Here is a 21,208-nt window from a genome sequence, read left to right as displayed (position 1 = left end):
TAGCGTGAGGCGCATCGCACTCGGACTCCAGTACGTCGGCACCGGCTGGAATGGATATCAGAAACAGCCGACCCGCGACACCGTGCAGGACGCCCTCGAGATCGCGCTCGCGAAGTTCGCCTGCACGCCCCTGCACACGACCTGCGCCGGCCGTACCGACGCCGGCGTCCACGCGGTCGAGCAGGTGGTCCACTTCGACACCGAGCTGGACCGCACGATGCAGAGCTGGGTGCGCGGCACCAACACCTTCCTGCCCGATTCGATCTCGGTGCGCTGGGCGGCGGAAGTCGCGCCAGACCTGGAGGGCAACCAGTTCCACGCCCGCTTCTCGGCCCGTGCGCGCACCTACCACTACGTCCTGTACAACAACCCGAATCCCTCGGCGCTGCTGGCCGGGCGCGCCGGCTGGGTGTTCCGCCCGCTCGACGTCGAGCGCATGCGCGCCGCCGCGCGCCACCTGATCGGCCTGCACGACTTCAGCTCGTTCAGGGCTTCCGGCTGCCAGGCCAACACGCCGGTGAAGGACATGCAGGAAATCTCGATCGAGCGGCGCGGCGACATCATCGTCTTCACCGTGCGCGCCAGCGCTTTCCTGCACCACATGGTGCGCAACATCGTCGGCGCCCTGGTCTATGTCGGCACCGGCCGCAACGCGCCCGACTGGATGGCCGAGGTGCTGGCCGCGCGCGACCGCGACGCCGCCGCGCCCACCTTCATGCCGGACGGCCTGTACTTCGCGAAAATCGATTACGATCCGAAGTGGGGGCTGCCGCAGGAGCTGCTCTCGCCCTTGCCCTGGCTGTAAATTGTAGGTTTATCCATGCATCGTACCCGCGTCAAAATTTGCGGCATCACCCGCGCACAGGACCTCTTCGCCGCCGTCGCTGCCGGCGCCGATGCGCTCGGCTTCGTGTTCTACCCGAAGAGCCCGCGCTACGTGAGCCTCGACACCTTTGCCGCGCTGGGCCGCGCGCTGCCGCCCTACGTCAGCTCGACCGCCCTGTTCGTCAACCCGACGCTCGACGAGGTGAGGGCGGTGGTGGAGGCGGCCCCGGTCGCGCTGCTGCAGTTCCACGGCGACGAGACGTTTGAACAGTGCGCGGCGATCGCGGACGCGGTGAAGCGTCCTTTCGTGCGGGCCTACCGCGTCAAGCCGGACACGACGCCTAATCAGCTGCTAGAATGCGAACTCGCATACCGCGCCGCCAGTCCCTGGTTTTCGAGCCTGTTGCTCGACGCTTACGTGGACGCCTACGGCGGTGCAGGAAAGGTCTTCGATTGGTCTCTTATCCCAAAAGAGCTCGCGCCTCGGGTCGTTTTGAGTGGTGGGTTGAGCGTGCAGAACGCGACTGACGCGGTGGCCAGCGTACGTCCCTACGCCGTCGACATCAGCAGTGGTGTCGAGGCGAGCAAGGGGATCAAGGACGCCCGCAAGATCGCGGACTTCATTGCCGCGGTGCGGGCAGCCGATGCCATCATCGAAAGCGAGCACGATCATGAAAGACACCAACCTGACCCGAGGAACTGAGGGCGCCGCCGCCGCATTGTTCCAGACCCCTGATTACCAACTGCCCGACGCGCGCGGCCATTTCGGTCCTTACGGCGGCAGCTTCGTCGCCGAGACCCTGTCGCACGCGCTGGCCGAGCTGAACGAGGCCTATGCCCGTTTCTCGACCGACCCCGAATTCCTCGAAGAATTCCGCTACGAGCTGGCCCACTTCGTCGGCCGCCCGTCGCCGGTGTACCACGCGAAGCGCTGGTCCGAACTGGCCGGCGGCGCGCAGATCTACTTCAAGCGCGAAGACCTGAACCACACCGGCGCCCATAAGATCAACAACGTGATCGGCCAGGCCTTGCTGGCGCGCCGCATGGGCAAGAAGCGCATCATCGCCGAGACCGGCGCCGGCCAGCACGGCGTGGCCACCGCCACCATCTGCGCCCGCTTCGGCATGGAGTGCGTGGTCTACATGGGCAGCGAGGACGTCAAGCGCCAGGCCCAGAACGTCTACCGCATGAAGCTGTTGGGCGCGACCGTGGTGCCGGTCGAGTCGGGCAGCAAGACCCTCAAGGACGCGCTCAACGAAGCGATGCGCGACTGGGTCACCAACATCGAAAACACCTTCTACATCATCGGCACGGTGGCAGGTCCGCACCCGTACCCGATGATGGTGCGCGACTTCCAGTCGGTGATCGGCGAGGAATGCCGCGTGCAGATGCCGGCCATGACCGGCCGCCAGCCCGACTACGTGCTGGCCTGCGTCGGCGGCGGCTCGAACGCGATGGGCATCTTCTACCCCTACATCGACGAGCCGGGCGTCAAGCTGGTCGGCGTCGAACCGGCGGGCGAGGGCATCGAGAGCGGCAAGCACGCGGCCTCGCTGAGCGCGGGCTTCCCCGGCGTCCTGCACGGCAACCGCACCTACCTGCTGCAGGATGCGAACGGCCAGATCATCGAGACCCATTCGGTCTCGGCCGGCCTGGACTATCCGGGCGTCGGTCCCGAGCACGCCTGGCTGAAGGACACGGCGCGCGCGCAGTACGTGTCGATTACCGATGACGAGGCGCTGGCCGCCTTCCACGACTGCTGCCGCATCGAAGGCATCATCCCGGCGCTGGAATCCTCGCACGCGATCGCCTACGCGGTGAAGCTGGCGCCGAGCCTGAAGAAGGACGAGATCATCCTGGTCAACCTGTCGGGCCGTGGCGACAAGGACATGCACACGGTGGCGCAAAGGATGGGGCTGGATTTCAGCTGATCCATCGTTGAACGCTTGACGCGATATGCAAGCGTTCAACTACGAGCTGCAGTCCACGACCGTCCCGACTACCAAGATAGAGAAAACAACCATGTCCCGCATCGAACCCACCTTCGCCGCCCTGCGCGAACAGAACAAGACCGGCCTCGTCACCTTCATCACCGCCGGCGACCCCGGCCCCGACCTCACCGTGCCGCTGATGCACGCCCTGGTCGAGGGCGGCGCCGATGTCCTGGAACTCGGCGTTCCCTTCTCCGACCCGATGGCCGAAGGCCCGGTCATCCAGCGCGCCTGCGAGCGCGCCCTCAAATTCGGCATCGGCCTGCAGGATGTCTTCGGCTTCGTGCGCGAATTCCGCAAGACGAACGCCACGACGCCGGTGGTCCTGATGGGCTACGCCAACCCGATCGAGCGCATCGGTCCCGAGGAATTCATCCGCTGCGCGAAGGAAGCCGGCGCGGACGGCGCCATCGTCGTCGACTACCCGCCGGAAGAGTGCGAGGCCTTTGCCGAGGCCATGCGCGCCAACGACCTCGACCTGATCTTCCTGCTGGCGCCGACCTCCACCACGCAACGCATCCAGCAGGTGGCGCGCTACGGCAGCGGCTTCAGCTACTACGTCTCGCTCAAGGGCGTGACCGGCGCCGGCAGCATCGATACCGAGGACGTGGCGCGCCGCGTCGCCGCCATCCGCGAACACGTGCGCCTGCCGATCGGCGTCGGCTTCGGCATCCGCGACGGCCAGACGGCGAAGGCGGTCGCATCGGTGGCCGACGCGGTCGTCATCGGCAGCCGCATCATCCAGGAGATCGAGAACGCCGGCGCCGCAGCTGCCGTGCCGGCGGTACGCGATTTCGTGAGCGGCATCCGTACGGCGCTGGATGGGGCTTAAACACGATCCTTTTGAGCGAATTTCCTGAGGTCGATCAAGCGGGAGTGCACAGCCGGCGCGGCATGCCACTCCCCTGACCGGGCTATATTGGTTTCCCCACTTCAATATTGCTCGGAGTCAGCAAGATGACAAAGCAAATCCAACGTGTTTCGTTAGTACAAAACGCTAAGACGATGTCGGTGCTGTATCTCGTGCTATCCGCGCCCATGGTCGCCATTCTGCTTGCCGTGGCGTCCGTGACCGGCCAGGCAGGCATGTCTGTCGCCGCCATGATCGCGTTCCCGCTGTTGTACGCCGCTTCAGGCTTCGTGTTCACGCTGATCGGCGCATGGATCTACAACCTCGTGGCGTCGATGGTGGGCGGATTCGAGTTCACCACCAAGGAAGTCAGCATCAAGTAGATCTCGCCCGCGTTGCAATCAGGCCGGCCGTGCGGTAACGCGCTGCCGGCTTTTTGTTTGCCAGACTAGGCCTGCAAGGTTCTAGCCTTGGTACCCACAATTTTCCTTGTCTTGTTGCTATCGAGTACGGTACATTAACCAAACTCAATGTTTGTACGGACGAGGCATTCCATGAAGAAGCAAGTAGTCAGTGTATCCATTCTGCAAAACGCCAAGGTGATGGCAGCGCTGTATCTGGTCATTTCGATCCCGCTCACCCTGTTCATGACCATTCCCGCGCTGCTGACGCAGGGCGTCGGGGTGTCGCTGATGGCAGCGGTGCTGATGCCCTTGTTCTACACCCTGTTCGGCTTCGTGTTCACCCTCTTTGGCGCATGGGTGTATAACCTCATTGCGGCGCGCATCGGCGGTTTCGAGTTCACCACGGCCGAGGCGGGCAGGAACTTCGCCAAGGACTAATTGTCGGAATTTCAAGCGGTCGACAAGCCCGGCGCTAGCGGCTACACTACGCGCCACCCCAAGAATTGCCGCAAAGGAGAGAACATGAGTTGGTTGGAAAAACTGCTGCCCCCCCGAATCCAGCGCTCCGATGCTGCCAACCGCAAGACCATGCCGGAAGGCCTGTGGGTCAAGTGCCCGTCGTGCGAAGCGGTCCTGTACCGCGCCGACCTCGAGTCGAACCTGCACGTGTGCCCGAAGTGCGACCACCACATGCGCATCCGCGCCCGCGAGCGCCTCGACGCGCTGCTCGACGCGGAAGGCCGCTACGAGATCGGCCAGGAAACCCTGCCGGTCGACACCCTCAAGTTTAAAGACAGCAAGAAATACCCGGACCGCCTGAAGGCCGCGATGGATGCCACCGGCGAAACCGACGCGCTGATCGTGCAGGGCGGCTCGATCATGAGCCTGCCGGTCGTCGTCGCCTGCTTCGAATTCGAATTCATGGGCGGCTCGATGGGCTCGGTCGTCGGCGAGCGCTTCGCGCGCGGCGCCCAGATCGCGCTCGAGCAGAAGGTGCCCTTCATCTGCATCACCGCCACCGGCGGCGCGCGCATGCAGGAAGGCCTGCTGTCGCTGATGCAGATGGCCAAGACCACCGCCATGCTGACCAAGCTGTCCGAGAAGAAACTGCCCTTCATTAGCGTGCTGACCGACCCGACCATGGGCGGCGTCTCTGCCTCGTTCGCCTTCATGGGCGACGTCGTGATCGCCGAGCCGAAGGCCCTGATCGGTTTCGCCGGCCCGCGCGTCATCGAGAACACCGTGCGCGAGAAACTGCCGGAAGGCTTCCAGCGCGCCGAGTTCCTGGTACAGAAGGGCGCCGTCGACATGATCGTCGACCGCCGCAAGATGCGCGAGGAAATCGCCCGCCTGCTGGCCCTGCTGCAAAATCAGCCGGCCGAAAGCATCGCCTAAGTCCTTGTAGAATTACGAAACGGCCGGCCTCCGCCTTGCGGACTGCCGGCCGTTTTTTTCTCCGTTTGAGTTTCATCCTTACCACGATCCCATGCAAAACCTCCCCACCACCTTGCCCGACTGGCTGGCGCTGATCGAGTCGCGCCACGCCGAAACCCACATCGACATGGGCCTGGAACGCGTGCGCGCCGTCAAGGAACGCATGGGCCTGGCTTTCGAATGCCCGGTCATCATGGTCGCCGGTACCAACGGCAAGGGCTCGACCTGCGCGATGCTCGAATCGGTCCTGTTGCACGCCGGCTACCGCGTCGGCCTGTACATCAAGCCGCACTTCCTCGACTTCAACGAGCGCGCCCGCATCAACGGCGAGATGGCGAGCGACGCCATGCTGGTGGACGCCTTTAATGTCGTCGAGGCGCAACGCGGCGACATTTCGTTGACCTATTTCGAGTTCACCACGCTGGCCATCATGCACCTGATCTCGAAGGCCGGCGTCGACGTCGCGATCCTCGAGGTGGGCCTGGGCGGGCGCCTGGACGCGGTCAACGTGGTCGACGCCGATGTCGCCATCGTCACCAGCATCGACATCGACCATGCCGACTACCTGGGCGACACGCGCGAAGCGATCGGCTTCGAGAAGGCCGGCATCTTCCGTCCGGGCAAGGCCGCGATCTGCAGCGACCCGATGCCGCCCAGCACGCTGATCAAGCATGCCGAGGACATCGGCGCCGACCTCTGGCTGATCGGCCGCGATTTCAATTACCAGGGCGACCAGCAGCAGTGGAGCTATGGCGGACGCAGCCAGCGCCGCAATGCGCTGGCCTATCCGGCCTTGCGCGGCGCGAACCAGCTGCTGAACGCCTCGGCCGCGCTGGCGGCGCTGGAAGTGCTGCGCCTGCAACTGCCGGCCGGCGCCCAGGAAGTGCGCACCGGCCTGGCCCTGGTCGAGCTGCCGGGACGCTTCCAGGTGCTGGCGGGGCGTCCGACCACCGTGCTCGACGTCGCGCACAATCCGCATGCGGCGGCCACGCTGGCCCAGAACCTGGGCAACATGGGCTTCCACCGCTACACCTACGCCGTGTTCGGCATCATGGCCGACAAGGACATCGAGGGCGTGATCGCGCCGATGGCGCAGTACGTCGACCACTGGTGCGTGGCCGACCTGCCGTCCCCGCGCTCGGCCAAGGGCGAGGATCTGGCGTGCCAGCTGGCCGCGCTGCGCCCGGCGGGTGCGAAAGAGGGCGACTTTTCGGTTACAAACTTTGCCGATCCGGCCGCCGCCTTCGCAAATGCCGTCAGCCGTGCCGGGGAGAATGATAGAATTGTGGTCTTTGGCTCGTTCTATACCGTCGCCGGCGTGATGGCGGCCCGAAAAAACTCTCTTCACTGATTAAAGACGCATGGGCTTGTTCTCGATCTTTAGTAAAAACAAGCAAGAAAGCAGCGCCCAGGACAGTGGCCGTTTTTCCCGCGATGACGACAATCTCGCCGAACGCGCCCGCGCCAAGCGTGCCGCCTACGCGGGAGAGGCCGCGGCCGCTTCGCGCCGCAGCCGCAGCGGCGGCGATCCCATGCTGCCCGAGAAGAAGCGCGCGCGCCGCCGCCTGGTAGGCGCGATCGCCCTGGCGCTGGCGGCCGCCGTTGGCCTGCCGATGCTGCTCGATTCCGAACCGCGCCCGCTGGTGGGCGACATCGCGATCCAGATTCCCGCGAAGGACAAGGCGCCGGCGCTGCCGGTGCCGTCCGACCCGGTGCCGGCCGCCGAGAGCGTCGACCAGGGCGAGGAAATCGTCGAGGCGCCGCCTGCCCCAGCCCCGGCCGCGCTGCCGCCGCCGGTCAAGACCGTCGAGGTCGCCAAGGCCGATCCGAGGGAGCCGGTGCGGATCGAACCCGAGCCGAAGCCCGAGCCGAAAAAGCCCGAGCCGAAGAAGCCCGAGCCGAAGCCGGCCGAGCACAAGAGCGAACCGAAGAAGCCAGAACCGAAGGTGGCCGAGAAGCCCGTCGAGAAGCCGGCGCCGAAGAAAGCGGAAGACAAGCCGCTGCCGGCGCGCGCCAAGGACGAGGATGCGGCGCGCGCACTGGCGCTGCTCGAAGGCAAGAGCGCCGCGAAGCCGGCCGAGAAGCCCGCCGAGAAGTGGGCCAACAAGCCGGAAGCCGCCCAGCGCTTCGTGGTGCAGGTCGCCGCCCTGGCGAGCCAGGAGAAGGTCGAGGAATTGCAGGCGCGCCTGCGCGCAGCCGGCGTCAGCGCTCATACCCGCAAGTCGGGCGAGCTGATCAGGGTGCAGGTCGGCCCGTTCGGCAGCCGCGAAGAGGCCGAGAAGGCACGCGCCAAGCTCGGCGCCCAGGGCTTCAGCGGTTTCCTGGTACCGGTTTAAGCTTGGTCGGGGCGGCGTGACGATTTTCGATTATCTGGTATTGTTCGTGCTGGTTTCCTCGGTCGTCATCAGCACCATGCGCGGCCTGGTGAAGGAGATCCTGTCGCTGCTGGGCTGGGTGATCGCCTTCGTGGTGTCCAACGCCTACGGCGCGCAACTGGGTCCGATGTTGCCCGAACTGATCCCCGGCGAAACGCTGCGCCTGATGGTCGCTTTCGTCGCCCTGTTCCTCGGCGTGCGCATCCTGATGGGCCTGCTGTCGCTGGCGCTGGGCGCCGTGATCGAGGCCTCCGGACTGTCGCTGGCGGACCGTGGCCTCGGCGGCCTGTTCGGCCTCGCGCGCGGCGTTGTAATCGTGCTGGCCGCCGTCATATTGTGTTCGATGACTTCCATCCCCCAACAAGATTTCTGGAAGGACGCGCTGCTGTCTCCGCTGGTGGAGACCGGCGCGCGTACCGTCAAGCCCTTCCTCCCTGCTGCGCTGGCGCAGCACCTGCAGTTTTGAACTTTTCCGTAACAGCATTCTGTTCTTAGGAGCACACCATGTGTGGCATCGTCGGCGTCGTCTCGCAAACTCCCGTCAACCAGCTGTTGTATGACGCATTGCTGCTGTTGCAGCACCGCGGCCAGGACGCGGCGGGGATTGCAACCAATCACAGCAGCATGTTCTCGATGTACAAGGCGAATGGCCTCGTGCGCGACGTGTTCCGTACCCGCAACATGCGTTCGCTCCAGGGCAACACCGGCATCGGCCACTGCCGCTATCCGACCGCCGGCTCGTCGAGCGAGGAAGAGGCGCAGCCGTTCTACGTGAACGCCCCGTTCGGCATCACCCTGGCCCACAACGGCAACCTGACCAACCAGGCCGAGCTGAAGGAGGCGCTGTTCCGCAACGACCGCCGCCACATCAACACCAATTCCGACTCGGAGGTGCTGCTCAACGTGCTGGCGCACGAGATCCAGGAAGCCGCCGACGGCTTCTCGCTCACCCCCGAAGCCGTGTTCAAGGCGGTCGGCGTGGTGCACCGTCGCGTGCGTGGCGCCTACGCGGTCGTGGCCCAGATCGCAGGCCACGGCATGCTGGCCTTCCGTGATCCGTTCGGCATCCGTCCGCTGTGCCTGGGCATGAACGAAGGCGAGAATGGTGTCGAATACATGGTCGCCAGCGAATCGGTGGCGCTGGAGGGCATCGGTTTCCGCTTCGTGCGCGACATCGCCCCGGGCGAAGCCATCTTCATCGGCGAAGACGGCCAATTGCACGAGCGCCAGTGCGCCGAGAATCCGTCGCTCAATCCCTGCGCCTTCGAGTACGTCTACCTGGCGCGTCCGGATTCGGTGATCGACGGCGCCTCGGTCTACGCCACCCGCCTCAAAATGGGCGAATACCTGGCCGACAAGATCCGTAAGGAAATCCCGGTCGAGGACATCGACGTCGTCATGCCGATTCCCGATTCCTCGCGCCCGGCCGCGATCCAGCTGGCGCTGAAGCTCGGCGTCGAATACCGCGAAGGCTTCATCAAGAACCGCTACATCGGCCGCACCTTCATCATGCCGGGCCAAGGCATGCGCAAGAAGTCGGTGCGCCAGAAGCTCAACGCGATCGGTTCCGAGTTCAAGGACAAGAACGTGCTGCTGGTCGACGACTCGATCGTGCGCGGCACCACCAGCCGCGAGATCGTGCAGATGGCGCGCGACGCCGGCGCCCGTAAAGTGTTCTTCGCCTCGGCCGCGCCGCCGGTGCTGTTCCCGAACGTCTACGGCATCGACATGCCGACCCGCGACGAACTGATCGCCTACGGCCGCACGGTCGAGGAAGTCTGCAAGGAAATCACGGCCGACCGCCTGGTGTACCAGGACATCGACGCGCTGAAGCGTTCGATCTCGGACGTCAACCCGGCCCTGACCAACTTCGAGGCGTCCTGCTTCGACGGCGTCTACGTCACCGGCGACGTCACGCCCGAGTACCTGGACAAGCTGGAGCACCATCGCCACAAGAGTTCCGGCAAGTCCTCGGACGACGTGGTGCGCACCCAGCTGAACCTGAATCCCCCGGTCGCCGCCGAATAACGCTGGGACGACTGCATCATGAGCGACACCAAACAGTACGGTTTCACCACCACCATCCTGCACAATGATCGCCGCAAGACGATCGAGCAAGGCTCGCTGCACAAGCCGGTCCACACCTCGGTGGCCTTCGGCTACGGCGATGCGCGCCAGCTTGCCTCTGTGTTCCAGGGCAAGGAGCCTGGCTTCCGCTACGGCCGCCAGGGCAACCCGACGGTCGCCGCACTGGAAGACAAGGTCACGAAGATGGAAGACGGCGTCGCCACCTTGTGCTTCGGCACCGGCATGGCCGCCATCGGCGCGCTGTTCCAGGCGCTGCTGCGCGAGGGCGACCACATCGTCTCGTCTTCCTTCCTGTTCGGTAACACCAACAGCCTGTGGCAGACGGTGGCGGGGCAGGGCGTGCAGGTGAGTTTTGTCGACGCCACCGACGTCGCCAATGTCGAGGCGGCGCTGCAGCCGAACACCCGCTTCGTGTTTGTCGAGACGATCGCCAATCCGCGCACCCAGGTCGCCGACCTGGCGCGCATCGGCGCGCTGTGCCGCGAGCGCGGCATCCTCTACGTGGTCGACAACACCATGACCACGCCGTATCTGTTCCGTCCGAAGACGGTCGGTGCCGGCCTGGTCGTCAATTCGCTGACCAAGTCGATCGCCGGCCACGGCATCGCCCTCGGCGGCGCGCTGACCGACACGGGCCTCTTCGACTGGAGCGCCTACCCGAACATCGCCGCCAACTTCCGCAAGCAGCCGCCCGCGGCCCAGGGCATGGCCCAGCTGCGCGCGAAAGCCCTGCGCGACTTCGGCGCCTCGCTCGGGCCGGAAGCGGCGCACCACATTGCGGTCGGCGCCGAAACGCTGGCGCTGCGCATGGAGCGCACCACCGCCAATGCGCTGGCGCTGGCGCGCATGCTGGAAGCGGACCCACGCGTCGCCGCCGTCCACTATCCGGGCCTGGCATCGCACCCGCAGCACGGCATCGCGGACGAACTGTTCCGCGCCGGCGGCTCGCTGCTCAGTTTCGAGCTGAAGGACGGCATCGACTGCTTCGACTACCTGAACCGCCTGAAGCTGGCCATCCCCGCGAGCAACCTGGGCGACACGCGCACCCTCGTGATTCCGGTGGCGCACACCATCTTCTTCGAGATGGGGGCCGAGCGCCGCGCCAGCATGGGCATCGCCGAGTCCCTGATCCGGGTCTCGGTGGGCATCGAAGATACCGAGGACCTGCTGGAAGACTTCCGGGCAGCGCTGGACGCCTGATCGACCTCAATCACCTGACTGGACGACGCGAATACATGAAAAAGAATGCGCTGACACTTGCGGGCCTGCTGCTGGCCGGCCTGCTGCAGGCGGGCCTGGCCCATGCCGGCGAACTGGAGAATGCCAAGGCCTTGTTCGAGCAGAAGAAGTATCCTGAAGCAATGGCCGTGTACACCAAGCTGGCGAACGCCGGCAACGTCGAAGCCCAACAGCTCCTGGGCCAGATGTACTGGTATGGCGAAGCCGGCACGGTCGACGAGGCCAAGGCGACGATGTGGTTCCAGAAGGCCGCCGCCGGCGGCAACAAGGTCGCCGACGCGTCGCTCGAGATCATGAAGCAGCGCGTGGCGCGCCGCGCCGACATCGATTACTGGATGTCGAAGTACGACGGCGAGGAACTGCGGTCCGGCAAGTTCCGCTGCCCCAAGCCGCGCGTGCCCGCGATCTCGAAGCAGGCCGAGGAGATCGACCGGGTCTCGAATGCGATCAACAAGTGGCAGGACTGCTACAACGGCTTCGTGCAGAACCTGAACGCCGCATCGCCGCTCGACAAACAGATCCCGCCTGACGTCGCCAAATTGATGAACCTGGCGGAAATGGAAAAGGCCAAGGCCCACCTGGCCCAGGTCCAGGAAAACCTGTCGGAAGACGCCAAGGTCGGCGCCAAGATGGTGCTGGCCGACGTCGCCGTATGGCGCAGCGCCACCGAGGCCTACATCGCGGAGCACAATGCGATCGTCAACAAGGCGCCGAAGGACCAGTCGTTGCGCACGAAGTAAGCGCAGAGGTAAGGCAAAAAGGCCGCGTCAGCGGCCTTTTGTTTTCGTAGGGTGGGGTCTCGACCCCACGCGGTACAGCGATTGATCAGCCGCGCCATGTCGCGCAGCAGTGATACGGTCGGCCTGCCGGATGAGGTGGCGAGTTGCAAGCCTTGCGCCGCGTGGGGTCGAGACCCCACCCTACGGAACCCGGCAATGCGACGCTTCGCCAATACCGTTCCCCGCACAAATCCCATCAAGCAAAAAGGCCGCGTTAGCGGCCCTTTCAGCGTTCGACTTGGTATGTGCGGCTCAGTGCCAGCTACGCATCAGCCCCACCGCCAGCCCTTCGAGCGCGAACTCGTCTTCCGGTTCGACGCGGATCACCTTGAAGTCCGGGTTTTCCGGCAGCAGTTCGATCACGTCGCCGGTCTTGCGGTAGCGCTTGACGGTCACGTCCTCGCCCAGGCGGGCGACGACGATCTGGCCGTTCTTGGCGCTGTCAATTTTCTTGACCGCCAGGAAGTCGCCGTCCATGATGCCGGCGTCGCGCATCGACCAGCCGCGCACCTTCAGCAGGAAGTCGGGGCGGGCGCCGAACATGGCCGGGTCGACGTTGTAGGTTGCCTCCACATGTTCCTGGGCCAGGATGGGCGAGCCCGCGGCGACGCGGCCGACCAGCGGCAGCGACATCAGCAGGGCAGGCGGGATGGCCGGAACCGCTGGCTCCGATGCCGCCCCGATCAAGCGGATGCCGCGCGAGGTGCCCGAGACGATCTCGATCGCGCCTTTGCGGGCCAGCGCCTGCAGGTGCTCCTCGGCCGCGTTGGCCGACTTGAAGCCCAATTCCTTCGCGATTTCGGCGCGGGTCGGCGGGAAGCCGGTGTTGTCGATCGCTTCCTTGATCAGGTTGAGGATCTGTTCTTGCCGTGCAGTGAGCTTGAGCATGGATGTACCACTGGTTATCGATTCAGACTGTATTTTTGTACAGTAGTCCGAAGAATGCAAGGGGAATCGGCCTTTTTCCGGCATTTTTCCGCGCTTTTTCGGGCGTGGCTGTCGCGAAAGCGGGACGGCAGGCCCCGGATTGTGTTGCTGTCCGCTTCGGGTTATAATTGCAGGCTTTCCCTTCCCACACTCGTCTTGACGCCGAGGTGGGCATTTGTTTAAACGTCCTCAAGGAGTGTTGCATGCGTCATTATGAAATCGTTTTTATCGTCCACCCGGACCAAAGCGAGCAAGTCCCGGCGATGATCGAGCGTTACAAGACCACGGTGACCAGCCGCGGCGGTAACATCCATCGCGTGGAAGACTGGGGCCGTCGCCAGATGGCTTACCAGATCCAGAAGCTGCCGAAGGCACATTACATCTGCATGAACATCGAGTGCGACAACGAGACCCTGGTCGAGCTGGAAACCGCATTCAAGTTCAATGATGCCGTGCTGCGTCACCTGACCGTGAAGATGAAGAAAGCTGAAACCGCTCCGTCGCCAATGATGAAGTCGGTCCAGCGCGAAGACGCAGCCAAGAGCCACCGCGCAGAAGCTCCGGCTGCTGCCCCGGCCGCCGCTGCCTAAGGTCTTTCGCCAGATTTCGTGGACGGGCCCAGTGCCCGACGTGCAGTGAACCAGCTCCAGGTCGTCGCTACCATCGCTGAACGCGACCTGTTGCGCTACACCCCCGCCGGCGTGCCGGTCGTCTCGGCAATCCTGATGCACAGTTCGCAGCAGGTCGAGGCAGGGGTGACGAGGTTGGTCGAGTTCGAGATTTCCGCGTTCGCCGCGGGCGAGATTTCGGGCCGATTCGCCAGCGCCGAGCTCGGCGCCGCACACCAGTTCACGGGATTCCTGGCCAGGAAGAACCGCAACAGCAAAGCCCTGGTGTTTCACATCATTGATTTCAGTGCTGCCGCTTAATTACCCAGCGGCCCACCTTTTAGATATACAGGAGCCTCAAAATGGCATTCGGTAAAAAGTTCGACAAAAACAAAGCCAAAGAAAAACTGAAGCGCAAACAGCAGAACCCGCTGTTCAAGCGCAAGAAATTCTGCCGCTTCACCGCCGCCGGCGTTGAACAGGTCGATTACAAAGACGTCGACACCCTGAAGGACTTCGTCCAGGAAAACGGCAAGATCATGCCGGCACGCCTGACCGGCACCAAAGCGCACTACCAGCGTCAAGTGGACACCGCGATCAAGCGCGCACGTTACCTGGCCCTGCTGCCGTACACCGACCTGCACAACGCTTAAGTCGCTACGGCAACGAGCACAAGTAAATACTGGAGAATAATATGCAAGTTATCCTGCTGGAAAAAGTCGTCAACGTCGGCAACCTGGGCGACGTCGTCAAGGTCAAGGACGGTTACGCACGTAACTTCCTGATCCCGCAAAAAATGGCCCGCCGCGCTACCCAGGCTGCTGTGGCCGAGTTCGAAGTCAAGCGCGCCGAACTGGAAAAAGCTGCTGCCGAGAAGCTGGCTGCTGCACAAGGCCAGGGCGAAAAGCTGAGCGGCATGACCATCACCATCGCGCAGAAAGCCGGCGTCGACGGCCGTCTGTTCGGTTCGGTCACCAACTTCGACATCGCTGAAGCCCTGAGCAAGCAAGGTTTCGCCGTCGAAAAGGCGCAAGTGCGCATGCCGACCGGCCCGCTGAAGACCACCGGTGAGCACCCGGTTGCTGTCGCTCTGCACACCGACGTCGTGGTGGATGTCACCATCGCTGTCGTGGGCGAAGCTGCCTAAGCAAGTATGACCGCACAGCTCCTTTGGAGCTGTTGCAAAAAGGAAAAAGCCGGGCTTGCCCGGCTTTTTTTATTCCCAGAAACTCGCCAATTATTTCAGCCGTGTGACCGGAGAAGGTATAATGCCCGCCATGAATACCCCCGCAGATCCGCAAATCGAATCGCTGCGCATCCCCCCGCACTCCATCGAAGCAGAACAGTCCGTCATCGGCGGTTTGCTGCGCGATAATGCGGCCTGGGACCGCATTGCCGACTTCATGCACGCGGACGATTTCTATCGTTACGATCACCGCATCATCTTCGAACAGATGGTGCGCCTGATCAATAGCGGCAAGCCGGCCGACGTCATCACCGTCTACGAGGCGATGGTTTCGCTCGGCAAGGCGGAAGACGTGGGCGGCCTGCAATACCTGAATGCGATGGCGCAGAACACGCCGTCGGCCGCCAACATCCGCCGTTACGCCGAGATCGTCCGCGACCGCGGCGTGCTGCGCAAGCTGATCACCGTTGCCGACGAAATCTCGGGCAATGCGTTCAATCCGCAAGGCAAGGAAGTCAAGCAGATGCTTGACGAAGCCGAATCCAAGATCTTCGCCATCGCCGAGCAGGGCGCGCGCGGCGCCCAGGGCTGGACCGCGGTGCAGCCGCTGCTGACGCAGGTCGTCGAGCGCATCGACGAACTGTATTCGCGCGAGAACCAGGGCGAGATCACCGGCGTGCCGACCGGCTTCATCGACCTCGACCGCATGACCTCGGGCCTGCAGCCGGGCGACCTCGTGATCGTCGCCGGCCGTCCCTCGATGGGCAAGACCGCGTTCTCGGTCAACATCGGCGAGAACGTCGCGATCGAAGCCGGCCTGCCGGTGGCCGTGTTCTCGATGGAGATGGGCGGCGCCCAGCTGGCCATGCGTATGCTCGGTTCGGTCGGCCAGCTCGACCAGCACCGCCTGCGTACCGGCCGCCTGAACGACGAGGACTGGCCGCGCCTGACGCACGCCATCCAGAAAATGAACGATGCCCAGCTCTACATCGACGAGACGCCGGCGCTCAATCCGATCGAGATGCGCGCACGCGCGCGCCGCCTTGCCCGCCAATGTGGCAAGCTCGGCCTTATCATCGTCGACTACCTGCAGCTGATGCAGGGTAGCCAGCCGGGCGACAACCGCGCGTCCGAGATCTCCGAGATCTCGCGTTCGCTCAAGGGCCTGGCGAAAGAATTGCATTGTCCGGTCATCGCACTGTCCCAGCTGAACCGCTCGCTGGAACAGCGGCCGAACAAGCGTCCCGTGATGTCCGACTTGCGCGAATCCGGCGCTATCGAGCAGGATGCGGACGTGATCATCTTCCTGTATCGCGACGAGGTCTATAACCCCGACTCGCCCGATAAGGGAACCGCCGAAATCATCATCGGCAAGCAGCGTAACGGTCCGATCGGGGCCATCCGACTGACCTGGATAGGCCAGTACACCAAGTTCGGCAACTACAGCGGCAACCTCGCCATCTACCAGGGCGATTAAGCCGATATTGCGTCGCCGTGGTCCCTGTTGGTCCACGGCCCCTCGCAGTCCCAAGAGTTTTACAACGGAGAGTTAAATGTTTGGACGCCTGATGCCCACTGAGGGCAAGTTTTTTGATCTGTTCAACCAGCACGCCGCTTTGTGCGTGAAGGGTGCACAGGAAATGGTTGGTCTGATGACCAACTTCGACGACCTGGAAAACCGCACCCACGCCGTGGAGAGCATCGAAAAACAGGCGGACAAGATCACCTACGCCACCGTCGACCTGCTGCACAAGACCTTCATCACCCCGCTCGACCGCGACGACATCCACAAGCTGATCACCCGCATGGATGACATCCTCGACATGATGGAAGACGCGGCCCAGACCATTTCCCTGTACGACCTGCATGCCGTCACGCCGGAAGCCAAGCGCCTGGCCGAGCTGTGCCTGGCCGCCTGCCAGAAGGTCCAGGAAGCCGTGGCCCTGCTGCACGACATGGGCAACGCCCAGAAGATCGTCGCCATCTGCGAAGAGATCGACCGCTTCGAGTCGGACGCCGACCACGTCATGCGCGCCGCCATGTCGAAGCTGTTCCGCGACGAACCGGACGTGCGCAACCTGATCAAGATGAAGGCGATCTACGAGATCCTCGAGACCGTCACCGACCGCTGCGAAGACGTCGCGAACATCATCGAAGGCATCATCGTCGAAAACGCGTAACGCGTACCCAGAACAAGAATAATTATGGAATCTCTACATATCAGCATTTACGTGCTGGGTATGCTGGTGCTGCTGGCACTGGTATTCGACTTCATGAACGGCTTTCACGATTCGGCGAATGCGATCGCCACGGTCGTCTCGACCGGCGTGCTCAAGCCCCAATCGGCCGTCGCCATGGCCGCCTTCTTCAACTTCATGGCCATTTTCGTGGTCAGCATGAAGGTGGCGCAAACCATCGGCAAGGGCACCATCGACCCTCATGTGGTCGACCATTACGTGATCTTCGGGGCCCTGGTCGGGGCCATCGTCTGGAACATCATCACCTGGTACTACGGCATTCCTTCGTCCTCCTCGCACGCCCTGATCGGAGGCCTGGTCGGCGCTGCGGTCGCCAAGTCGGGCACCGGCGCCCTGATCGCCGCCGGCCTGTGGAAGACCGTCATCTTCATCGTCGTCGCGCCGCTGCTCGGCTTCGTGCTCGGGTCGATCATCATGCTGATTGTCTCCTGGGTGTTCGTGAAGAGCACGCCGCGCAAGGTCGACGTCTGGTTCCGCCGCCTGCAGCTGGCCTCGGCCGCCGGCTACTCGCTGGGCCACGGCGGTAACGACGCGCAAAAGACCATGGGCATCATCTGGATGCTGCTGATTGCCGCCGGCTACACCAACCCGGCCGACACGCATCCGCCGGCCTGGGTCATCATCTCCTGCTACGCGGCGATCAGCTTCGGCACGCTGTTCGGCGGCTGGCGCATCGTCAAGACCATGGGCCAGAAGATCACCAAGCTGAAACCGGTCGGCGGCTTCTGCGCCGAAACCGGCGGCGCCATGACCCTGCTGATGGCGAGCTTCTGGGGCATCCCGGTCTCGACTACCCACACCATCACCGGCGCCATCGTCGGCGTGGGCGCCTCGCAGAAAGCCTCGGCCGTGCGTTGGGGCGTGGCGGGCAACATCGTCTGGGCCTGGATCTTCACCATCCCGGCGTCGGCCTTCATGGCGGCGATCGCCTGGTGGATCGGCACCCACATCATGTAATCGCGGTCTCGCCTGACCCGACAACGCCCGGCCACGCGCCGGGCGTTTTCGTTTCTGGCGCCCTCATCATTTCTGGTGCCGTGTCAAGGCGCAAACCAGTACCAGGCGGCGCCGATGTCGATGGCCTTGTACAGCACCAGCACCGCCAGGATGCCGGCCACGATGGCCCGATACCCCCTGGGAAGCCTGCCGAAACGTCGCGCGATGTCCTGGATGAGCGCCTTCATGGTGTCCTCGCCTTTAATGATGGGGAATGTTGCTGCGTCAACCGATCATCGTGACCAAGGTGTTTCCCCACAAGTGGGCAAGTCAAAGGCCATGCGACTTGCCGCGCCGGATTCCGTCCGCCTGCGCGACGGCGTTCATCCGCCGCGGTGCCGGCGTGTCATACTCTGTTCCTGTGCCTCGACATGCTGGAACCCGATGGACTTGCGTATCGACAAGGCGACGGCGGCTGCACGCTGGCGTCGTGCACTCGGCCGCCTGCGCCCCTTCCTCGCATTCGTGCGCCGGCGGCTGCCGCTGCTGCTGGTGTGGCCGGCGCTCGCGCTGGCCGCGATCGGCGCGTTATGGGGCTATGTGCTGCTCGACCTCCAGCACGACCAGCGCGACCGCCAGGTCGAGCTGGAGCAGCAGGTCGATGCCTATACGCGCAGCATGGTCATCCGTGCGCGCCGCTCGATCGACGATACCGACCGCCTGCTGCTGCTGTTGCGCCACCAGTGGGCGCATGCCGGCAAGCAGTTGCGCCTGGAGGGCACGATCGATGCCGGCATCTTCTCCGAGCAGTACATTTCCGCGGTGGCGATCCTCGACCGCAACGGGATCGTCACGACCTGCTCGCAGCCCGAGGTCGTCGGCAAGTATTTCGGCAACCGGCCATATTTCGCCGCGCCGCAGAGCACCGCCGGCGACAGGCTGTACCTGAGTGGTCCCCTCGCCGGCAAACTGACGGGCCAGGAAGTCATCGCCTTCTCGCGCCCGCTGCTGACGCCGGAAGGGAAGTTCGACGGCATCGTGCTGGTCGCCGTCCTTCCGTCCTTCTTCACCCAGCACTACGCCGAGCCGGTGCTGGGCGAATATGGCTTTACCGGGCTGGTGCGCGACAATGGCGCGATGCTGGCCACCCGTAGCGGGAGCATCGTCCACACCAGCCGCTCGCCCTTCCTGCTGGCGCCGCTGCCGGCCGAGCGGCCGGTGGGCGTCGCCCGCCTCGATGGCCGGCGCTGGTTCGCGGACGGGCATACCCGGATCGTGGGCTGGCATCCGTTGCCTGACGTGGGCCTGGTCGGCATGGTGGGCGTGGACGAGAACGCGGCGCTGGCGCCCTATCGCGCCAGGCGCCAGGCCGCCATCAACAACGCCTGGTGGAACACCGCCTGGCTGGTGCTGGCCGCGCTGCTTGCCACCAGCCTCCACGTGCACGCGAAGTGGAAGCAGCACCAGATCGAAACCATCCGCGCCACCTACCGCCGCGCGACCGAGGAAGCGGGGGAGGGCTTCTTCATCAATCGGCCAGTGCGCGACGCCCGCGGCGTGGTGCGCGATTTCGACATCGTCGACTGCAACCAGTACGGGGCCGACATGTTCGGCAAGCACCCGGTGCAGCTGATCGGGCACCGCCTGTCCGAGTTTTACCACGGCAAGCTGTTCGAGGCGGCCTGCACCCGGCTGTGCCAGGCGCTCGAGACCGGCGTCTACGACCAGGAATTGCCGGTGCACCAGGCGCCGGACCAGCCGCTGAAGGCGCAATGGATCCGCTACAAGGCGGTGCGCGCCGGCGACGACCTGGCGGTCACGATCCGCGACATCAGCGAGAGCAAAGCGCACCTGTCCGAACTCGAGCGCAGGAGCAATTCGGACGCGCTGACCGGCCTGCCCAACCGTTACTGGATCCAGCACTACCTGCCGGGGGCGATCGAGCATGCGCGCGCGGGCGGGCAGCGGCTGGCGGTGCTGTTCATCGACCTCGACGGCTTCAAGACCGTCAACGACGTGCTCGGCCATGCGGCCGGCGACGAACTGCTGCGCACCGTCGGCAAACGCCTCAAGACCGCGGTGCGCCCGCGCGACCATGTGGTGCGCCTGGGCGGCGACGAGTTCGTGGTGGTGCTGGAACAGGCCGGCAGCGTCGAGGATATCGAGCAGGTCGCCGGGCGCGTGCTCGGCGCCTTCCGCGACGGCTTCCACCTGCAGCAGTCGACCCAGGTACTGAACGCCTCGATCGGGATCAGCCTGTTTCCCGAGCATGGCGACGATGCCCAGACCCTGCTGAAGAACGCCGACATCGCGATGTATTCGGTCAAGACGGGCGGCAAGGGCGACTTCCGCTTCTTCCAGGCGCGCTTTTTCGAGGCCATCCGCACGCGCCTGGAAACCGAGATGGAACTGCGCCACGCCCTCGACCAGCGGCAGTTCGTCGTGCACTACCAGCCGCGCGTCGACCTGGCCGCCGGAACGGCCTCGAGCATGGAGGCGCTGGTGCGCTGGGAGCGCCCTGGCAAGGGCTTGACCGGGCCCGACGGTTTCATCCCCCTGCTCGAGGAGACCGGGCTGATCGTGCGGCTGGGCGAGCAGGTCATCGACAGCGTCTGCCACCAGCTGGCCCACTGGGCGCGCGACGGCGGGGCGCTGGTGCCGGTCTCGGTCAACGTCTCGCCGCGCCAGTTCAGCCAGTCCGACATCCTGGCGCTGTTTCGGGGCGCCATCGAACGCCATGGCATCGACCCCGCGCTGCTCGAAATCGAGGTGACCGAGTCGTCGATGATGCAGGAGGGAATCGTGGAGTCGGCCGTGTTCCGCCAGCTGCGCGAACTCGGGATCAAGCTGTGCATCGACGACTTCGGCACCGGCTACTCCTCGCTGTCGCAACTGCAGCGCCTGCGCTTCGACGTCCTGAAGATCGACCGCGCCTTCGTGCTGCGCATCGAGAACCCGGAAGGCGACACCCTGATCGCCTCGATGATCGCGATGGCGCATGCGCTGGGCATGCGCGTGGTGGCCGAGGGCGTCGAGAGCCAGGCGCAGATGCAGCTGCTCAAGACGCTCGGCTGCGACGAAGGGCAGGGCTATTTCTTTTCGCGCCCGGTGCCGCCGGGGGAAAGCCAGCCGCAGGCCGGGCGCGCGTTCGAGACGGCGGGTGGGGTGAGGTCCTGAAACCGGGTGTTGATTTTCGTAGGGTGGGCACTTGTGCCCACGCGGTCTCACCCTGTATGGGCGGCGCCAATGAACGCGAGCCGCCATGCTTGCGGACCGGTTATCTGCGTACGCAATCGGGTATCCACCGC

Annotated in this window: 23 protein-coding genes; 21 read left to right on the top strand and 2 right to left on the bottom strand. The window is 64.5% G+C overall.

Going from position 1 to position 21,208, the window contains the following annotated elements; genetic code table 11:
* Window positions 1-4: 4 nt before the first annotated feature.
* The 13 genes from truA to ACFOPH_RS11910 all read left to right on the top strand — a co-directional run bounded on the left by truA (window position 5) and on the right by ACFOPH_RS11910 (window position 11,946).
* On the top strand, window positions 5-805 hold the full coding sequence (gene truA / locus ACFOPH_RS11970) for a tRNA pseudouridine(38-40) synthase TruA (protein ID WP_379735448.1): 801 nt from the start codon (window positions 5-7) through the stop codon (window positions 803-805).
* A gap of 15 nt (window positions 806-820) precedes the next feature.
* Window positions 821-1,528: a phosphoribosylanthranilate isomerase gene (locus tag ACFOPH_RS11965; RefSeq protein ID WP_312549291.1), complete on the top strand. Its 708-nt coding sequence runs from the start codon at window positions 821-823 to the stop codon at window positions 1,526-1,528.
* Complete coding sequence (gene trpB, locus ACFOPH_RS11960; RefSeq protein WP_312549292.1) at window positions 1,497-2,756, top strand: tryptophan synthase subunit beta; 1,260 nt, start codon at window positions 1,497-1,499, stop codon at window positions 2,754-2,756. Before ACFOPH_RS11965 ends, trpB begins: the two co-directional genes overlap by 32 nt.
* A 91-nt stretch (window positions 2,757-2,847) precedes the next feature.
* A complete protein-coding gene (trpA, locus tag ACFOPH_RS11955) occupies window positions 2,848-3,648 on the top strand; it encodes a tryptophan synthase subunit alpha (protein ID WP_379735445.1) in 801 nt (266 codons plus the stop codon).
* Between the two features lie 125 nt (window positions 3,649-3,773).
* Window positions 3,774-4,049 (top strand): hypothetical protein, encoded by a 276-nt coding sequence (locus tag ACFOPH_RS11950; protein WP_312549297.1) that lies wholly within the window; start codon window positions 3,774-3,776, stop codon window positions 4,047-4,049.
* 171 nt (window positions 4,050-4,220) lie between these two features.
* The gene (locus tag ACFOPH_RS11945; RefSeq protein WP_379735443.1) at window positions 4,221-4,508 is read left to right on the top strand and encodes a hypothetical protein; all 288 of its coding nucleotides are present in this window, start codon (window positions 4,221-4,223) and stop codon (window positions 4,506-4,508) included.
* Window positions 4,509-4,592: 84 nt separating this feature from the next.
* Entirely contained in the window at window positions 4,593-5,465 is an 873-nt protein-coding gene (accD, locus tag ACFOPH_RS11940) for an acetyl-CoA carboxylase, carboxyltransferase subunit beta (RefSeq protein ID WP_312549300.1), read from the top strand.
* A gap of 91 nt (window positions 5,466-5,556) precedes the next feature.
* On the top strand, window positions 5,557-6,855 hold the full coding sequence (folC, locus tag ACFOPH_RS11935; RefSeq protein WP_379735441.1) for a bifunctional tetrahydrofolate synthase/dihydrofolate synthase: 1,299 nt from the start codon (window positions 5,557-5,559) through the stop codon (window positions 6,853-6,855).
* A 10-nt stretch (window positions 6,856-6,865) separates the two neighbouring features.
* Window positions 6,866-7,840, top strand: a complete 975-nt coding sequence (locus ACFOPH_RS11930; protein WP_379735439.1) for an SPOR domain-containing protein — start codon at window positions 6,866-6,868, stop codon at window positions 7,838-7,840.
* 16 nt (window positions 7,841-7,856) lie between these two features.
* On the top strand, window positions 7,857-8,345 hold the full coding sequence (locus tag ACFOPH_RS11925) for a CvpA family protein (RefSeq protein ID WP_379735437.1): 489 nt from the start codon (window positions 7,857-7,859) through the stop codon (window positions 8,343-8,345).
* Between the two features lie 38 nt (window positions 8,346-8,383).
* Entirely contained in the window at window positions 8,384-9,907 is a 1,524-nt protein-coding gene (gene purF / locus ACFOPH_RS11920; RefSeq protein ID WP_312549307.1) for an amidophosphoribosyltransferase, read from the top strand.
* A gap of 18 nt (window positions 9,908-9,925) precedes the next feature.
* On the top strand, window positions 9,926-11,167 hold the full coding sequence (locus ACFOPH_RS11915; protein ID WP_379735435.1) for a cystathionine gamma-synthase family protein: 1,242 nt from the start codon (window positions 9,926-9,928) through the stop codon (window positions 11,165-11,167).
* Between the two features lie 35 nt (window positions 11,168-11,202).
* Window positions 11,203-11,946: a sel1 repeat family protein gene (locus tag ACFOPH_RS11910; RefSeq protein WP_312549309.1), complete on the top strand. Its 744-nt coding sequence runs from the start codon at window positions 11,203-11,205 to the stop codon at window positions 11,944-11,946.
* Between the two features lie 291 nt (window positions 11,947-12,237).
* On the opposite strand, the gene lexA is transcribed toward ACFOPH_RS11910, so the two are convergent.
* Window positions 12,238-12,873: a transcriptional repressor LexA gene (gene lexA, locus ACFOPH_RS11905; RefSeq protein ID WP_312549310.1), complete on the bottom strand. Its 636-nt coding sequence runs from the start codon at window positions 12,871-12,873 to the stop codon at window positions 12,238-12,240.
* A gap of 242 nt (window positions 12,874-13,115) precedes the next feature.
* Between lexA and rpsF the strand changes: the two genes are divergently transcribed.
* The 7 genes from rpsF (at window position 13,116) to ACFOPH_RS11870 (ending at window position 17,921) form a co-directional block, all read left to right on the top strand.
* Window positions 13,116-13,502, top strand: coding sequence for a 30S ribosomal protein S6 (rpsF, locus tag ACFOPH_RS11900; protein WP_136219823.1), 387 nt, complete (start codon window positions 13,116-13,118; stop codon window positions 13,500-13,502).
* Between the two features lie 45 nt (window positions 13,503-13,547).
* Window positions 13,548-13,841, top strand: a complete 294-nt coding sequence (gene priB / locus ACFOPH_RS11895; RefSeq protein ID WP_312549312.1) for a primosomal replication protein N — start codon at window positions 13,548-13,550, stop codon at window positions 13,839-13,841.
* 41 nt (window positions 13,842-13,882) lie between these two features.
* Window positions 13,883-14,173: a 30S ribosomal protein S18 gene (gene rpsR / locus ACFOPH_RS11890; RefSeq protein ID WP_036249492.1), complete on the top strand. Its 291-nt coding sequence runs from the start codon at window positions 13,883-13,885 to the stop codon at window positions 14,171-14,173.
* Between the two features lie 41 nt (window positions 14,174-14,214).
* A complete protein-coding gene (gene rplI / locus ACFOPH_RS11885; RefSeq protein ID WP_312549313.1) occupies window positions 14,215-14,667 on the top strand; it encodes a 50S ribosomal protein L9 in 453 nt (150 codons plus the stop codon).
* A 130-nt stretch (window positions 14,668-14,797) separates the two neighbouring features.
* Window positions 14,798-16,183, top strand: coding sequence for a replicative DNA helicase (locus tag ACFOPH_RS11880; RefSeq protein WP_312549314.1), 1,386 nt, complete (start codon window positions 14,798-14,800; stop codon window positions 16,181-16,183).
* 76 nt (window positions 16,184-16,259) lie between these two features.
* The gene (locus tag ACFOPH_RS11875; RefSeq protein ID WP_312549315.1) at window positions 16,260-16,886 is read left to right on the top strand and encodes a DUF47 domain-containing protein; all 627 of its coding nucleotides are present in this window, start codon (window positions 16,260-16,262) and stop codon (window positions 16,884-16,886) included.
* A gap of 24 nt (window positions 16,887-16,910) precedes the next feature.
* Window positions 16,911-17,921: an inorganic phosphate transporter gene (locus ACFOPH_RS11870; protein ID WP_312549316.1), complete on the top strand. Its 1,011-nt coding sequence runs from the start codon at window positions 16,911-16,913 to the stop codon at window positions 17,919-17,921.
* An 83-nt stretch (window positions 17,922-18,004) separates the two neighbouring features.
* Here ACFOPH_RS11870 and ACFOPH_RS11865 read toward each other — a convergent pair whose 3' ends face one another.
* Complete coding sequence (locus ACFOPH_RS11865) at window positions 18,005-18,148, bottom strand: hypothetical protein (RefSeq protein WP_312549318.1); 144 nt, start codon at window positions 18,146-18,148, stop codon at window positions 18,005-18,007.
* A gap of 196 nt (window positions 18,149-18,344) precedes the next feature.
* Here ACFOPH_RS11865 and ACFOPH_RS11860 point away from each other — a divergent pair, with 196 nt between their 5' ends.
* A complete protein-coding gene (locus tag ACFOPH_RS11860) occupies window positions 18,345-21,077 on the top strand; it encodes a bifunctional diguanylate cyclase/phosphodiesterase (protein ID WP_379735430.1) in 2,733 nt (910 codons plus the stop codon).
* Window positions 21,078-21,208 lie beyond the last annotated feature (131 nt).

The sequence above is a fragment of the Massilia haematophila genome, from assembly GCF_042647645.1.
Classification (GTDB): domain Bacteria; phylum Pseudomonadota; class Gammaproteobacteria; order Burkholderiales; family Burkholderiaceae_D; genus Telluria; species Telluria haematophila.
This window is presented reverse-complemented; position numbering and strand designations above follow the sequence as displayed.

What these genes read in the sequence shown, in the direction of transcription:
- ACFOPH_RS11965 (WP_312549291.1), top strand. Translation starts at nt 821, where the DNA reads ATGCATCGTACCCGCGTCAAAATTTGCGGCATCACCCGCGCACAGGAC.
- trpB (WP_312549292.1), top strand. Translation starts at nt 1,497, where the DNA reads ATGAAAGACACCAACCTGACCCGAGGAACTGAGGGCGCCGCCGCCGCA.
- trpA (WP_379735445.1), top strand. Translation starts at nt 2,848, where the DNA reads ATGTCCCGCATCGAACCCACCTTCGCCGCCCTGCGCGAACAGAACAAG.
- ACFOPH_RS11950 (WP_312549297.1), top strand. Translation starts at nt 3,774, where the DNA reads ATGACAAAGCAAATCCAACGTGTTTCGTTAGTACAAAACGCTAAGACG.
- ACFOPH_RS11945 (WP_379735443.1), top strand. Translation starts at nt 4,221, where the DNA reads ATGAAGAAGCAAGTAGTCAGTGTATCCATTCTGCAAAACGCCAAGGTG.
- accD (WP_312549300.1), top strand. Translation starts at nt 4,593, where the DNA reads ATGAGTTGGTTGGAAAAACTGCTGCCCCCCCGAATCCAGCGCTCCGAT.
- folC (WP_379735441.1), top strand. Translation starts at nt 5,557, where the DNA reads ATGCAAAACCTCCCCACCACCTTGCCCGACTGGCTGGCGCTGATCGAG.
- ACFOPH_RS11930 (WP_379735439.1), top strand. Translation starts at nt 6,866, where the DNA reads ATGGGCTTGTTCTCGATCTTTAGTAAAAACAAGCAAGAAAGCAGCGCC.
- purF (WP_312549307.1), top strand. Translation starts at nt 8,384, where the DNA reads ATGTGTGGCATCGTCGGCGTCGTCTCGCAAACTCCCGTCAACCAGCTG.
- ACFOPH_RS11915 (WP_379735435.1), top strand. Translation starts at nt 9,926, where the DNA reads ATGAGCGACACCAAACAGTACGGTTTCACCACCACCATCCTGCACAAT.
- ACFOPH_RS11910 (WP_312549309.1), top strand. Translation starts at nt 11,203, where the DNA reads ATGAAAAAGAATGCGCTGACACTTGCGGGCCTGCTGCTGGCCGGCCTG.
- lexA (WP_312549310.1), bottom strand. Translation starts at nt 12,873, where the DNA reads ATGCTCAAGCTCACTGCACGGCAAGAACAGATCCTCAACCTGATCAAG.
- rpsF (WP_136219823.1), top strand. Translation starts at nt 13,116, where the DNA reads ATGCGTCATTATGAAATCGTTTTTATCGTCCACCCGGACCAAAGCGAG.
- rpsR (WP_036249492.1), top strand. Translation starts at nt 13,883, where the DNA reads ATGGCATTCGGTAAAAAGTTCGACAAAAACAAAGCCAAAGAAAAACTG.
- rplI (WP_312549313.1), top strand. Translation starts at nt 14,215, where the DNA reads ATGCAAGTTATCCTGCTGGAAAAAGTCGTCAACGTCGGCAACCTGGGC.
- ACFOPH_RS11880 (WP_312549314.1), top strand. Translation starts at nt 14,798, where the DNA reads ATGAATACCCCCGCAGATCCGCAAATCGAATCGCTGCGCATCCCCCCG.
- ACFOPH_RS11875 (WP_312549315.1), top strand. Translation starts at nt 16,260, where the DNA reads ATGTTTGGACGCCTGATGCCCACTGAGGGCAAGTTTTTTGATCTGTTC.
- ACFOPH_RS11870 (WP_312549316.1), top strand. Translation starts at nt 16,911, where the DNA reads ATGGAATCTCTACATATCAGCATTTACGTGCTGGGTATGCTGGTGCTG.
- ACFOPH_RS11865 (WP_312549318.1), bottom strand. Translation starts at nt 18,148, where the DNA reads ATGAAGGCGCTCATCCAGGACATCGCGCGACGTTTCGGCAGGCTTCCC.
- ACFOPH_RS11860 (WP_379735430.1), top strand. Translation starts at nt 18,345, where the DNA reads ATGGACTTGCGTATCGACAAGGCGACGGCGGCTGCACGCTGGCGTCGT.